Origin of the sequence: Coleofasciculus sp. A1-SPW-01 (assembly GCF_040217205.1) — a bacterium.
Classification (GTDB): Bacteria; Cyanobacteriota; Cyanobacteriia; order Cyanobacteriales; family Coleofasciculaceae; genus Coleofasciculus; species Coleofasciculus chthonoplastes_A.
Genome location: NZ_JAVJNP010000140.1, coordinates 1 through 11,890, shown reverse-complemented (window position 1 = coordinate 11,890; position 11,890 = coordinate 1). Strand labels below are relative to the sequence as shown.

Below are 11,890 nucleotides of genomic sequence, written 5' to 3'. Positions count from 1 at the left end.
TGGTTCCCCTTCTCCCACCCCCCTCGTTCCCCCCTACAAGAGGGGGGAGGACAGAGGATGCTATCGCTTTTATTTCAAGGGAGAAGGGGTTAGGGGATGAGGGGGAAATTTTGAGCAGTAAATAGACATAGCTGAAAACCTGGCCAGCATTGGTTTTTGACCTTAAGTTGACACGGATGGCCAGCGGGTCGCCCCTACATCCGAACCAAAGGTGATATTCTCAAATGAGGGTTAACAATTTAACCTGTGCCAAAATTTCAAAGGTTTTGACTGACATCGACGTTTCCCCCGTAATGTTAAAGCTAACGCGCAAGTCAAAAAAGCTGTTGGTTCATACACGGGAATCGAACCCGCGACACATCGATTTCAAGTCGATTGCTCTACCAGTGAGCTAGTATGTAAGCTTTTTCAGTTGGGGCGCGTTAGCGCTCTTTATTTCTGCGGGCAAAATTGAATGGATGAATCACTTCGCGCAAGTTTAAAAAGCCGTGAGTCATACGCAGGATTTGAACCTGCATGATCTTGAGCCTAAATCAAGCGCCTTTTCCTATGGCTAGTATGTAAGCTTTTTCGGTCAGGGCGCGAAGTGAATTTCAACACTTGTAAATAAGAGATATCCCGCGCAAGTTAGCAAAGCCGTATTACTTGGCGCTCTACCCTTGAGCTACAGGCCCCAAAAAGTGGACCTGGTGGGATTTGAACCCACAACCTCCCGCGTTAAAAGGCGGAACAGTATGTAAGCTTTACAAGTAAGGGCGCGGGATATTGAATGCTGAATTTTAGATTTTGGATTGAAGGGAATTCGGTAAGCTGACCGTTATCTGTACTTATCCAAAATCTGAGTGGATTGGTGCGATCGCGCAAGTCAAAGCAGCTTGTTTTTTTTACACCTCTCCCAGAGGCGGAGAGGGCAGGAATCGAACCTACAATCTGAGTTGAAGTCAGACGTTACCAGTTTGTAAGCTTCTCCAGTTGGGGCGCGATCGCACCCGTAAATCTCGCGATGTATTGAGTGGGAATTCGCACAAGTTCAAAAAGCGGTTTGTGTTTCTGAGCTACTCCCCCACTGTTTGGGGGAGAAAGGATTTGAACCTTTGACAGTTCGATTATCAATCGAATGCTCTACCGTTTGTATGCTTTTTAAGTCAGGGCGCGAATTCCACTAATTTCTGATGCAAATTATTTAACCGTAAACGGCTTCAGGACGGATGATTAGGTCGCCACTGGGACGCCGATCAATAACATAATCAGTTAAGCGATCGCGTCCTACCTCAAAATACTGGGCAATCCGTTCCTTGACAACCGAATCTCTCATGCCAACTTGAATGCCAAGCTGATTTTCAGGAATATCATAAGAACGACCTTCAAAGCGAATGTGAACCATGCTGGCACCTCCTAAAACTTGATTGGATTAGTGTTAATCAATCTATCTCTGGAGCGAACATCCTCATTTTGTTAAAACGACCAGCATTGAGTTAGGTTCACAAACACTGATAGTTCTTAGAGTAAGAAGCGCCGCTCTAAAGAATAGAGGGTTTGGCTATAACGGATTTGATCAGTCATTTGATTTTGACTGTTATCATTTGACTCTAAACGTTCTTTTTCCGTCATAGATGGGGTTGAATTTCGCTGATTCGGTTTCGTTTCCCATTCTAAAGGAGTAAGAACCTGACGAACCAGGGGGGTATACAGGAGTAACATAATGAACCGATTCCGATTACAAAAATCCTGATTGACCTTCGTTAAAATTCCCGATGTTTTATTCGATTTTCAAGGTTCAGACTGGACGTTTGAGGTAGAGAGTTTTGCCTCTCCTCTCTCTGTCATGTTTTTATACTACATACATGCTACAAAATTGTCAATAGACTGGACAAAATTTTTTTTCGGGGAGTAGAGACGCGCCATGGCGCGTCTCTACATAAATGATGTGTCCTAACCGCTATGGCGGTTGCTATATAGGTAAAGCTAGAAACGATAATAGTAAAACCCGCCCCTACACACCGTACTACACCTGACTCACGAAGCGAAGAGTCTGCCCAATCAACAGACGCTCCTCACTCTTAACTTTCAGCCGACGGCTTACAACTAGGGTGAAACCTTCTGGAAGTTTGGGTTCTGGGATAGGTTCCTGGAGACTTCGCACCATGGTAAAGAAATAGCGCTCCGGCGAGAAACCGCAGCGTTCTAGAATCGCCATCCGGTCAGTTTTATCGGCGCGAGAACCGCAGCGCACGTTTACAGGTAAACCTCGTTCTCGACTCACCTGGCGCAAGCGTTCCTCAGCCCAGGCGATGATCTGTTGTTCTAAATCACCCCCTCGTGCTGTCGGATGAACCCGAAACCCCAGAAATCCATCAATCAGAGTATCAGTAGGAACAATCCATAGCCGACCAAAACCGATAAGCTGATGATCGGCATCTTGCCAAAGAAAGAGATTCCGTTCTTTATCGATAGAGGGGTCATCAAAGGATTGCTGGAGTTCCGTGACAGATGTGCCTTCCTCAAGCTGATCAACGATTTCACAGGTATTGATCAAATGTGCGATCGCGTCTAAGTCGATTTCCCCACGATAGGGACGCCGGGTAATAATACTCATCCTGCAATATCCTTAACATAAGCGATTTGAGTGTGTGTGGTCTGGAAACCCACTGATTCGTATAACCGCCGAGCCCCAGAAGGGTTTTCTGCATCGACATACAGCATAGCGGTTTCCATACCTTCTACTTTCAACTGCTGCATCACAGCTTGTAACATACTGCGTGCTACACCTTGCTGGCGATAACCGCGTCGCGTACCCACCGGATTAATCCAGCTTTGATTCCCGTCTTTGGGGATGTAACAGTCGCAAAACCCAGCCAAAGTCCGATCAGGCGCGATCGCAACCACAGACAAGTCGGGTCGAAATTCGGGATTTTTCAGCTTATGGTTAAAGGCTTCAACGGTATCTGGGTGATAATTCCAGTGATCGATAAACGTATCGTTGAACAGTTCCACCCAAGCTTGAGCATCCGGTTCACCTTGAATCGGGCGCAAGGTAAAACCATCGGGTAACTGGGGTTCTGGAATCGGTTCAGACAGCGAACGCACCATGGTGAGAAAATAGCGCTCAATCCGGAAACCACAGTTTTCCAGAAGAGTCATGCGTTTCGCTTGTTCAGCGCCAGCACCAGCCAGCAGTTTTACCGCCAGATGACGTTCTTGACAAACTTCCTGCATTCGTGATTCTGCCCAAGCGATAATGTTCCTGTATAGAGAATCAACCCGTTGCTTGGGATGGACACGAAACCAGAGAAAACCATCAACCGTTTCCCCAACTGTGGGAATCATTAATCCCGCTAATGCGATTAATTGACCCTCTGCATTTTCCCACAAGCGAATATCCCGTTGCTGATCCACGGAGGGTGCATCAAATTGCATTAATATATCAGACACTGAGGGGTACTCGTTAGGCAAATCAACCGCTTCACAGGTTTTCAGGAAACGTGCGATCGCATCTAAGTCAGCTTTACCCCTGTGGGAGCGCATGGTTAGAGTTGTCATAGAATTAAACAGATGAGTGAGGCACCTATGAACTTGATCAGACTTGACTCTGGACAGCTACCCGAATCAGATCAAGTTGATGTAGTTGCACTATCTCGCCTCTTTTCAAACACTACCACATCTTATAAATACCTCTTTTTCCTGTCTCTTCTTGACATTCTTAAACGACGACAGTTTGAAGTGCTTTCTCCAATCAGCTTTAAAGAAATAATCGTCGAAATGTTGGCAAATGCTTGGTATCCTCACACTTACTTTAAGCTGTCCTTTGGAACGCAAGATAAAATTGCTCAAAAACTGGACTCTTTAACGTTAGAGATTACCGAGCCAATACTAAAGTTTACAGACACCAATAAAAAATTATTACGGAAAACCATTGTAGCTCAAGACTTGAGAAATTTAATTATTGATCTTCAACGCTATGTTCCCTTTCGCCTCATTGCCCCTTTCTTAGATGCGGAACTAAAAGCAGCAAAGGTTAGTAAAGGTAGAGGTAATGATTTAGAAAAGGCTATTCCCGCCATTGCTGATCAATATTTTGACTCCCAAAAGCCTTTATATAAATTTGATCAAACAGATTACAACCATTGTGAATCAATTTTTATTCATCCCGATTGGGCGACTTATTTAGAAAAACACTATGCCATTATTCGGGGTTGGGCATCCTGGGAATGGGTGAAGTATATGCAGCAACGTAATCCCAACACGCCCAACATCGTCAGTAAAATATTTATGCCTCAGCAAAGAGGCTCTTTATCATCACAGACGAAATACTGGAAACAGGTTTTAGCGGTTAAACCCGTTAGCTGTATCTACTCAGGACAACTTTTAGATCAAAAAAATCTCAGTTTGGATCATTACTTGCCTTGGTCATTTGTTGCCCATGATCAGCTTTGGAACTTAATTCCAACTCATCCAAGTGTCAACGCTTCTAAATCTAATAACTTACCTTCAGAAACCTACTTTAACGATTTTGTTAAATTACAATATTTGGGCTTGACTGCTTCTTACCAAGTCCTGAGTCATCAAAAATGGTTAAAAGCCGTTGAATCCCATATTTCTGAGTTAAAGATGAGCGATGCTGAAGAGCTACTCGACATCGAAAAATTAAGGAAGGCATACGAACTGATGATTAATCCGTTGATGTCTTTAGCTACTATTCAAGGCTTTAGCCCCGATTGGTCATACCACTGACTTAAAGTTGAATAGCACTGAAATAAGCATTTGGGGAGCGCCAAAACCCTTTCTCTATCGTAGTAGGCTGGCAAGCTTAAAGTTGTGGGTAAAATTTTTCTGGATCGCTACTCTCATAAGGGTTTGAGAAAATACTTGACCACCGTTGCCCGGAATAATTCCTATGTAACCTACGATGCAAACTTAATCATAGCTGCTCAAGCCGTCGTTATTAAGAGCATCGGAATAGACGTAATTATTGCCACAACGGATACCGAAAACTTTAACCGATTGATCAAACAGCATCGCATTTAAGCTAGACGATGGAGAGACATTAAACCTTGGCTAAACAGTTGACAACTTAAAGTTCTACCTAAAGATAGAGGTAGATTTGAACCATTAGCCTTGTATTTGTAGGGGCACCATCCTTGCGCCCAAAAAGCTGACATGAAACTGTAAAACTTCTTTACAAACTGCCGGAGATTACAAAAATTGACTTAAGTCAAAGCCTTATCTGCCAAAAATTTCCTAGAGTAGGGATAGAGAAACTGAATATAGGAAAAAGTAACTCATGTTTTGTGAACAGTGTGAACAAACCGCCAGTGGTAATGGCTGTCATCAATGGGGCGCATGTGGTAAAAGTCCTCAACTCAACGCCGTTCAAGATTTATTAGTCTACTGCTTGCGCGGACTTGCGCCAGTGGTGATTAAAGCTCGTCAATTAGGCATTTCTACTCACGATGAAGATGTATTCACCTGCGAATCGTTATTCGCCACAATGACGAATGTCAATTTTGACCGGAAACGCTTTACCAAGTATGTCCGTGACTGTATCGAGAAGCGAGATAATTTAAAAGCTAAAGTCAAAGAAGTTAGCCCAGAACCCGTCAAATGGACAAGAGTGTCTGGGTATCATCCTGACTTTAATGAGAGTTTAGTCGAACAGGGTCAAGATTTGGCATTAGGCTTCATTAGTGAATCGGCGCGGGATGTTGATATCTTCTCCCTGAAACTCACGGTTCTCTATGGGATTAAGGGTGCTGCTTCCTACACCTTTCATGCCCAAGAATTGGGACAAGAAGATGAGCAGGTGTATCACTTCATTCAAGAAGCCTTAGATGCCCTAAATCATCAAGATTTCACGTTGGATGATTGGGTAAATTTAGCCTTAAAGGTGGGAGAAATGAACCTGCGGGCGATGGAATTATTGGATGCGGGACATACCAATACATACGGACATCCCACACCGACACCCGTTCCCCTCAATCCCCGAAAAGGCAAAGCTATCCTTGTCTCTGGACATGATATCAGACAACTGGAAGCCATCCTGAAACAGACGGCTGATAAAGGGATTACCGTTTACACCCACGGTGAACTTTTACCCGCTCACGGTTATCCTTTACTCAAACAGAACTATCCCCATCTGTACGGGCATTATGGTACAGCTTGGCAGAATCAAACCAAAGAATTTGCTAAGTTTCCGGGGGCGATTATTGTCACTACCAATTGTTTGATGCCGCCCCATGAAACCTATGATGAGAAACTATTTACCATTGGTCCTGTTGGGTTTGCCGGCATTAACTATATTCCGGCGGAGGAGGGTAACATCCCCAACTTTAGCCCCGCGATTCAAAAATCCCTAGATATGCCTGGGTTTGTGGAAGAGCAACCCCCGCGTCAGGTAATGACAGGATTTGCTCGGAATGCGGTGTTAAATGTGGCGGATCAAGTGATTGATGGGGTTAAACAAGGCAAGATTCGTCACTTCTTCTTAGTTGGTGGTTGTGATGGCGCGAAACCAGAGCGCAATTACTACACTGAATTTGTGGAAAAAGTACCGGAAGATTGTATTGTTCTGACGTTAGCTTGTGGTAAGTTCCGTTTCTTTGATCAACAGTTGGGAGAAATTGGTTCTCTACCTCGGTTAATGGATGTGGGACAATGTAATGATGCGTATTCCGCGATTCAAATTGCCTTGGGTTTAGCGAAGGCGTTTGATATGGATGTGAATCAATTGCCTTTGTCGATGATTCTGTCTTGGTATGAACAGAAAGCGGTTGCTGTGTTGTTGACGCTGCTATATCTGGGGATTAAGGATATTCGTTTGGGTCCCACGTTACCTGCGTTTATTTCTCCGAATGTTTTCAAATTGTTATCGGAGAAGTATCAGTTGAAGGCGATTACGACACCGGATGAGGATTTAGCGGCTTGTTTGGGTTGAGTTAGTTAGGTGAGGGGGTGTGGCTTTTGTCGCGCCCCTTTTATTTGGAGTTGGGTTTTGTGGTGTTAATTTAAAGTGGAGGATTACCAATGGCAGGAGTTAACATATATATATAGAGGAATTATTCTATAAGCTGTTCGGCATTTAAACCTTAATATCAATAACGGCGAAAGCCTTGTAGTGCGAGCATCTTGCTCGCTACTAATACCCAATTTAAATGCATGACAGCTTAGTACGCATCTCGATAATATCTTCTTCGGTAAATACAGGAGTTTTCGGTTTTATAGAAGAATACTTAATGAGGTCTGTTGCTAGCTTAGTAAGATTTGCATTAGCCAAGCAGCAATACTCTAAAGCATCTGTTGCAAGTTTGCTCTCCTCAGCATCTTTTTGTACTGCTGCCAACCATTCATCAAAACTGGAAAAGTAAATACCTTTAGAGCGCTTTTTAGAAATATTACCAGGATTAGCTGGTAACGGAAGTGCAATAGATGGGAGATATTTGTCATCACCAAGGTAGCTAAGTTTCTGAACTAAAAATGATCTAGTATTTGCTTGTGCAAGTGGAACAGAATGTACAACTAAATCTCTGTACTCACCTAGCTCTGCTAACCAGCCATCTTCTGAGTCGGGATCTGTTGCTTCATACAAAATTTTAGCAAAAGCGTCACACTCATGTTCTTTTTTCAGAATTTTCTTCCTAAAAGCACCCATCGTAAATACTTGTTCATTCCTATACTTTTGATGAAATGCATAAAGTCGCATAAACTCAGATAGATAGTCTCTTAGAGAGCAAGACTCAACTAAAAAAGAATGTACGGCTAGATAAATATTAAATGAATTTAAAGTCTTAATTTCTTTGCCAGCTTCAAACATTTGAAGCTGGCATAAACTAGAAATCTCTATGTGGTAGCTTTCAGACAAGTCCCGTAACCGCACTTCACATGCCTCTAGCTGAAAACTAATTCTTCCGGCAAGATCTGCAAGGCAGTAATTCTGCTCAGTGTAAGCGTGAAAACTTATGTTGCTCCAAGATCTAACTGAATCATGCAGTGGATCATTGTTACTTATGATTCGACTGAACGAATACCACTCAGGAGGCCAAATTCCTTCAATCTCTTCAGGGCTTGAGTAGAAATCAATACCTACTAGTACTAGCCCTAAGTTCCTAAGTACCTTGATAAAAGCATCATAACTAGGAATGTTAAAGATTGCGACTTTGTTATGGATTGTATTTGGCAAAATTTTAACTTTTGAACCAGGATTGTTAATGGCTCTTAAACCTCCTAGCAAGTGAGCTTCACGAACTACATTCTTCCAGGTATTCACAGCTATTACCAAACTTGTGACAGTCATATTATAGCAACCCTAAATAGGATGTGGTCAGTGAAAAGCCTGCTCTGAGCTTTGTTTGGTACTATTAGGTTGCTGCATTAATGTCCTCCTCAGCTCTAAAGTCAAGCACGATAGGAAATTTAGCGTTCACGATACTTACTCATTAGTCGTTGTTTTACCTCATTCCATGTATTCGTCTGTGCAGTATCGTGCGAGGAAACGCGATCGCGAACAATGTTAAGATCCCACTTAGGAACAAGCATCCGATAACTTTTGATAAATCTTATTGTATACTGAATTGATTATTTTTTCTTTGTTTAAAGACATTAATAGGTTTTCATTAAAATCTATAATAGAGATATTAGAACCTTCTAATTGCAGGAGTTTAGATATAAGTTTATTGTCCCTAGATTCATCTAAAATCGTAGCTTCTTCATTAAGTTCTTCTGGCAGGGATGGCTTAGATGAACTTCCAGATGAAAGTTCTTTTAAAGAAATATAAACTAATTTACACTCTATACTATATATTTTTTCAACCATCCATTTTCGGAAAACAGCTTTCTTAAAGTGCCATGTATAACTTTCATCAATGTTGTCAACTTTCTTGTCAAATCCTCTTGTTGACTCAACAAGGATATACTTATCTTCGTTTGTGCAAGCAAAAACATCAAACTCATGAGTATCTCTACCCAGTTCAGTTATATAAGTATTAGGAAATATCAATTTGCAAGGTTTGATACTTCCCAGACAAACACAAATTAGTGCATTAAAAGCATTTTCATAATCAGCGTCATCTTCTTTTGTTATTAGGATTGTCAAAATCTCTAATGCTTCACTTGATATGTCTTCAAGTATATATCCAATATTATTACCATTCAAAATTATTTGTTGAGTTTCTTTGGACAATAAAATATTGCTTATATCTGGCGTTGAATATTGTAAAAATATGATTGTAAAAATTTCATAAAATACATCAATTTTATTGATTTCAATTTTGTATGCAGAGTCAATCTTAACTAAATCAATTACACCTGTATTGATTAAATTGTCAATTAACCTGTCAAACTCAGTATTTCTATGAACCGTAAAAGGAAAGCGTTCTTTGGCATTCATAATTTAACTTCTTCACCAAATTGAGTATTCTCAAATTCTTTTGTACTGTACGCTAACTCTAATAATTTTCCCCGTTCTAGCTCTACTAATTGAGAAGTATATTTACTTATCTCATTTTTTTCATTCTGACTTAACTCACCCAAATAAGGTGTATCTTTCAATGTAAATGTATAGTAAGTGTTACCATTGACGCTGGTTTTTTTGCCAACTTCTACATAGCCAAAATTATCCAGTAAATTTATTGCTTCTTCTATATCATCTGAATAAGGTCCGTAGTAATAACTTTTATAAGTTGCTGTACTAAAATGTTTATTTCCTTTTCTTGATTGTATTATATCTAGCAAATAAACTATTTTTACAAGTTTAGTTTTTGAATAGGCATAACCTCCCATTAACCGTAAAACAAGAGAAATAATTTCAGCTATTCTTTTTGTATTTGACTGATTTTTCATTTTTACTATTTCCTTGTAAAAAGGTTATGTAAATATTTGTTAAACCACGTCCGCTTAGGGGTATAGCAAACTTGTATTTAATTTTATCGTACTTCTTAGTGATTTGCGTTCATTATACTTGCTCATTAGTCGTTGCTTTACCTCATTCCACGTATTTTTTGTGTGGCATCCTGCGAGGAAACACGATCGCGTACAATTTCAAGATGCCATTCAGGAACAGGTATCTGCTCAGGTACAGCAATTATTAGATCCCAAAGTTGCTGAACGTAATCAATTTGCTGCTCCTTGCTTAACTGCTCGAACCCAGGTGGAATAGCTAAAGGCTGAGAGATAGACATAGGTGAAACGCACTAAGGGCTAGTCACCACCATAATAGCTTGGCAGACCGTCTACGGTGCGATTGGGCAACTCCAGCATCTGAAACGCGATCGCACTTGCTTGTGTCCGGTATACCAACCAGTTAGGCTCAGTGCTTGTCGCCATTGCTTTCAATGTAGCGACGTAGAACAGTATTAATCAGTGTCTTGTATTCTGTATCTTGGGCTTTGAACCAAGCTACTACATCTGGGTCAATTTGAATCAGATGACGTGCTTTATCTGCTGGAATTCGCAGTGTCGCGCCCTCAAAGAATTCATCGGTCAACGGTGGGATGTCAGAATAATCAATATCTTTATCAGACATTGATTCGAGTGCTTCCCAATTAGTACATGAGGTATTGTTCAAATCGTTTTCGCTCATATCGATTTGCCTTTCGCATCTTGTTCTTCTTCTGGCAATTTCTCAAGCTGTGCAATAACGCGCTGAAGTAATTCAGTCATTTTTTTTAACTGTAGATAACCTACGACGATGAGTGAACTAAACCATGGCAGAATCAGCAAGATGAGAAAGGTGATTCTCAAGGCTGAACTCAACTTGGAAATCTGTAGCTTTAACCTTGGGAATAACTTTGCCTTTATCTTTGACTAGCTCAACTATTCCATATCTTTCTAAAGTTTTTAGGGTTCTAGACAGGTTAGACTTCTTCCGATGGGTTAGCTCTTCAAGCTCTGAAAGAGAACGTGGCTCGTGGTTAATGATTATTCTCAGCAAGTCTTGATTTTCATTACTCAAGACTTGGGCTAGCGACTTCATCGATTCAAACCACACTTTCGGTTCATCTTTTTGTGGTTTATATTCTCCTTTGGCAATCGCTATAGTTCTTTTGATATAATCTTCTCTAGAGATAATCCCTATTTTCATAACCTTATTTTCCATGAAAATTACCTCTTATTTTGGCATAATGATGCGATTCACATCAGTCCAAAAATCTTCTAGTAGCTGACCTGTGCTTTCAAACTCATAAGCTTCGACAATATTTCGTTTGTGTTTGTGATCCTAGACAGTTCGATTAGCCGTGTATTTATTCCCTTTACGTTTTATTCCATGTGCATTATCGTATCCGATAATTCTTTCATTTCTACTGTTATGTAAAGTTAAACTATATTTGATGCCATGGGGTATATGCTCATTTGGAGCCACCTTCCTAGCTTCAAATTTCGTCCAATAGCCGTTTTCCATGGGGAAGATTTCCCCATCTAAGTCAAGTAACGTTTCAAGTCCGTAGTCCCTATCTTCTTGGCTCAAAATATCCTGTCTTTCTATTCCGTCTAGACAGTTATCATCAGATCATAACTTTATTATGTCTCCTTTGTCAATCAACCTCTATGAAGGGGAAACGCTGCGAGTTCGTGCTACAGTACGATTGGGCAACTCCAGCATCTGAGACGCGATCGCACTTGCTTGTATCTGGTATATTAACTTAGCTTCAATGGCACGCTCAGATGAGGCTGGTGGGCAATGCCCACCCTACGGTAGATCAAGGGTTTCGGTGATACCCAAATGCTTAAGCCGTTCGGCATTTAAACCTTAATTTTAATCATGGCGAAATCCTTGCCGTAGTGCGAGCATCTTGCTCGCTACATTGAGCATCTTGCTCGCTACATTGAGCATCTTGCTCGCTACATTGAGCATCTTGCTCGCTACATTGAGCATCTTGCTCGCTACATTGAGCATCTTGCT

The 11,890-nt window shown here is 41.2% G+C and carries 15 protein-coding genes and 1 tRNA gene; 3 read left to right on the top strand and 13 right to left on the bottom strand.

Annotated elements, in window-relative coordinates; genetic code table 11:
• Window positions 1-327: 327 nt before the first annotated feature.
• The 5 genes from RH949_RS21450 to RH949_RS21430 all read right to left on the bottom strand — a co-directional run bounded on the left by RH949_RS21450 (window position 328) and on the right by RH949_RS21430 (window position 3,540).
• A tRNA-Ser gene (locus tag RH949_RS21450) sits at window positions 328-401 on the bottom strand.
• A 782-nt stretch (window positions 402-1,183) separates the two neighbouring features.
• Window positions 1,184-1,384 (bottom strand): hypothetical protein, encoded by a 201-nt coding sequence (locus RH949_RS21445; protein WP_006100128.1) that lies wholly within the window; start codon window positions 1,382-1,384, stop codon window positions 1,184-1,186.
• Between the two features lie 116 nt (window positions 1,385-1,500).
• Window positions 1,501-1,701: a hypothetical protein gene (locus tag RH949_RS21440; RefSeq protein WP_006100133.1), complete on the bottom strand. Its 201-nt coding sequence runs from the start codon at window positions 1,699-1,701 to the stop codon at window positions 1,501-1,503.
• A gap of 304 nt (window positions 1,702-2,005) precedes the next feature.
• Window positions 2,006-2,596 carry a hypothetical protein gene (locus tag RH949_RS21435; RefSeq protein WP_446355992.1) on the bottom strand — a complete coding sequence of 197 codons (591 nt, stop codon included), beginning with the start codon at window positions 2,594-2,596 and terminating at the stop codon, window positions 2,006-2,008.
• Window positions 2,593-3,540 carry a GNAT family N-acetyltransferase gene (locus RH949_RS21430; RefSeq protein ID WP_446355990.1) on the bottom strand — a complete coding sequence of 316 codons (948 nt, stop codon included), beginning with the start codon at window positions 3,538-3,540 and terminating at the stop codon, window positions 2,593-2,595. The genes RH949_RS21435 and RH949_RS21430 overlap by 4 nt, the downstream gene beginning before the upstream one ends.
• A 27-nt stretch (window positions 3,541-3,567) precedes the next feature.
• Between RH949_RS21430 and RH949_RS21425 the strand changes: the two genes are divergently transcribed.
• The 3 genes from RH949_RS21425 (at window position 3,568) to hcp (ending at window position 6,931) form a co-directional block, all read left to right on the top strand.
• Window positions 3,568-4,731, top strand: coding sequence for an HNH endonuclease domain-containing protein (locus RH949_RS21425; protein WP_446355988.1), 1,164 nt, complete (start codon window positions 3,568-3,570; stop codon window positions 4,729-4,731).
• 84 nt (window positions 4,732-4,815) lie between these two features.
• Complete coding sequence (locus RH949_RS21420; protein WP_446355986.1) at window positions 4,816-5,025, top strand: hypothetical protein; 210 nt, start codon at window positions 4,816-4,818, stop codon at window positions 5,023-5,025.
• Between the two features lie 256 nt (window positions 5,026-5,281).
• Entirely contained in the window at window positions 5,282-6,931 is a 1,650-nt protein-coding gene (gene hcp / locus RH949_RS21415; RefSeq protein ID WP_446355984.1) for a hydroxylamine reductase, read from the top strand.
• 213 nt (window positions 6,932-7,144) lie between these two features.
• On the opposite strand, the gene RH949_RS21410 is transcribed toward hcp, so the two are convergent.
• The 8 genes from RH949_RS21410 to RH949_RS21375 all read right to left on the bottom strand — a co-directional run bounded on the left by RH949_RS21410 (window position 7,145) and on the right by RH949_RS21375 (window position 11,389).
• Entirely contained in the window at window positions 7,145-8,287 is a 1,143-nt protein-coding gene (locus RH949_RS21410; RefSeq protein ID WP_446355982.1) for a hypothetical protein, read from the bottom strand.
• A 228-nt stretch (window positions 8,288-8,515) separates the two neighbouring features.
• On the bottom strand, window positions 8,516-9,379 hold the full coding sequence (locus tag RH949_RS21405) for a hypothetical protein (protein ID WP_446355980.1): 864 nt from the start codon (window positions 9,377-9,379) through the stop codon (window positions 8,516-8,518).
• Window positions 9,376-9,831, bottom strand: coding sequence for a type II toxin-antitoxin system antitoxin SocA domain-containing protein (locus RH949_RS21400; protein ID WP_044206165.1), 456 nt, complete (start codon window positions 9,829-9,831; stop codon window positions 9,376-9,378). The genes RH949_RS21405 and RH949_RS21400 overlap by 4 nt, the downstream gene beginning before the upstream one ends.
• 137 nt (window positions 9,832-9,968) lie before the next feature.
• The gene (locus tag RH949_RS21395; RefSeq protein WP_446355978.1) at window positions 9,969-10,169 is read right to left on the bottom strand and encodes an addiction module protein; all 201 of its coding nucleotides are present in this window, start codon (window positions 10,167-10,169) and stop codon (window positions 9,969-9,971) included.
• Window positions 10,170-10,188: 19 nt separating this feature from the next.
• Entirely contained in the window at window positions 10,189-10,314 is a 126-nt protein-coding gene (locus RH949_RS21390; protein WP_446355976.1) for a hypothetical protein, read from the bottom strand.
• On the bottom strand, window positions 10,298-10,570 hold the full coding sequence (locus tag RH949_RS21385) for a BrnA antitoxin family protein (RefSeq protein ID WP_446355974.1): 273 nt from the start codon (window positions 10,568-10,570) through the stop codon (window positions 10,298-10,300). Before RH949_RS21385 ends, RH949_RS21390 begins: the two co-directional genes overlap by 17 nt.
• Window positions 10,571-10,687: 117 nt before the next feature.
• Window positions 10,688-11,086, bottom strand: coding sequence for an HVO_A0114 family putative DNA-binding protein (locus RH949_RS21380; RefSeq protein WP_044206173.1), 399 nt, complete (start codon window positions 11,084-11,086; stop codon window positions 10,688-10,690).
• 120 nt (window positions 11,087-11,206) lie between these two features.
• The gene (locus RH949_RS21375) at window positions 11,207-11,389 is read right to left on the bottom strand and encodes a toxin-antitoxin system TumE family protein (protein ID WP_446355995.1); all 183 of its coding nucleotides are present in this window, start codon (window positions 11,387-11,389) and stop codon (window positions 11,207-11,209) included.
• Window positions 11,390-11,890: the final 501 nt, after the last annotated feature.

Coding starts and splice junctions, on each gene's coding strand:
- RH949_RS21445 (WP_006100128.1), bottom strand. CDS start 1,384: ATGGTTCACATTCGCTTTGAAGGTCGTTCTTATGATATTCCTGAAAAT.
- RH949_RS21440 (WP_006100133.1), bottom strand. CDS start 1,701: ATGTTACTCCTGTATACCCCCCTGGTTCGTCAGGTTCTTACTCCTTTA.
- RH949_RS21435 (WP_446355992.1), bottom strand. CDS start 2,596: ATGAGTATTATTACCCGGCGTCCCTATCGTGGGGAAATCGACTTAGAC.
- RH949_RS21430 (WP_446355990.1), bottom strand. CDS start 3,540: ATGACAACTCTAACCATGCGCTCCCACAGGGGTAAAGCTGACTTAGAT.
- RH949_RS21425 (WP_446355988.1), top strand. CDS start 3,568: ATGAACTTGATCAGACTTGACTCTGGACAGCTACCCGAATCAGATCAA.
- hcp (WP_446355984.1), top strand. CDS start 5,282: ATGTTTTGTGAACAGTGTGAACAAACCGCCAGTGGTAATGGCTGTCAT.
- RH949_RS21410 (WP_446355982.1), bottom strand. CDS start 8,287: ATGACTGTCACAAGTTTGGTAATAGCTGTGAATACCTGGAAGAATGTA.
- RH949_RS21405 (WP_446355980.1), bottom strand. CDS start 9,379: ATGAATGCCAAAGAACGCTTTCCTTTTACGGTTCATAGAAATACTGAG.
- RH949_RS21400 (WP_044206165.1), bottom strand. CDS start 9,831: ATGAAAAATCAGTCAAATACAAAAAGAATAGCTGAAATTATTTCTCTT.
- RH949_RS21395 (WP_446355978.1), bottom strand. CDS start 10,169: ATGTCTATCTCTCAGCCTTTAGCTATTCCACCTGGGTTCGAGCAGTTA.
- RH949_RS21390 (WP_446355976.1), bottom strand. CDS start 10,314: ATGGCGACAAGCACTGAGCCTAACTGGTTGGTATACCGGACACAAGCA.
- RH949_RS21385 (WP_446355974.1), bottom strand. CDS start 10,570: ATGAGCGAAAACGATTTGAACAATACCTCATGTACTAATTGGGAAGCA.
- RH949_RS21380 (WP_044206173.1), bottom strand. CDS start 11,086: ATGGAAAATAAGGTTATGAAAATAGGGATTATCTCTAGAGAAGATTAT.
- RH949_RS21375 (WP_446355995.1), bottom strand. CDS start 11,389: ATGGAAAACGGCTATTGGACGAAATTTGAAGCTAGGAAGGTGGCTCCA.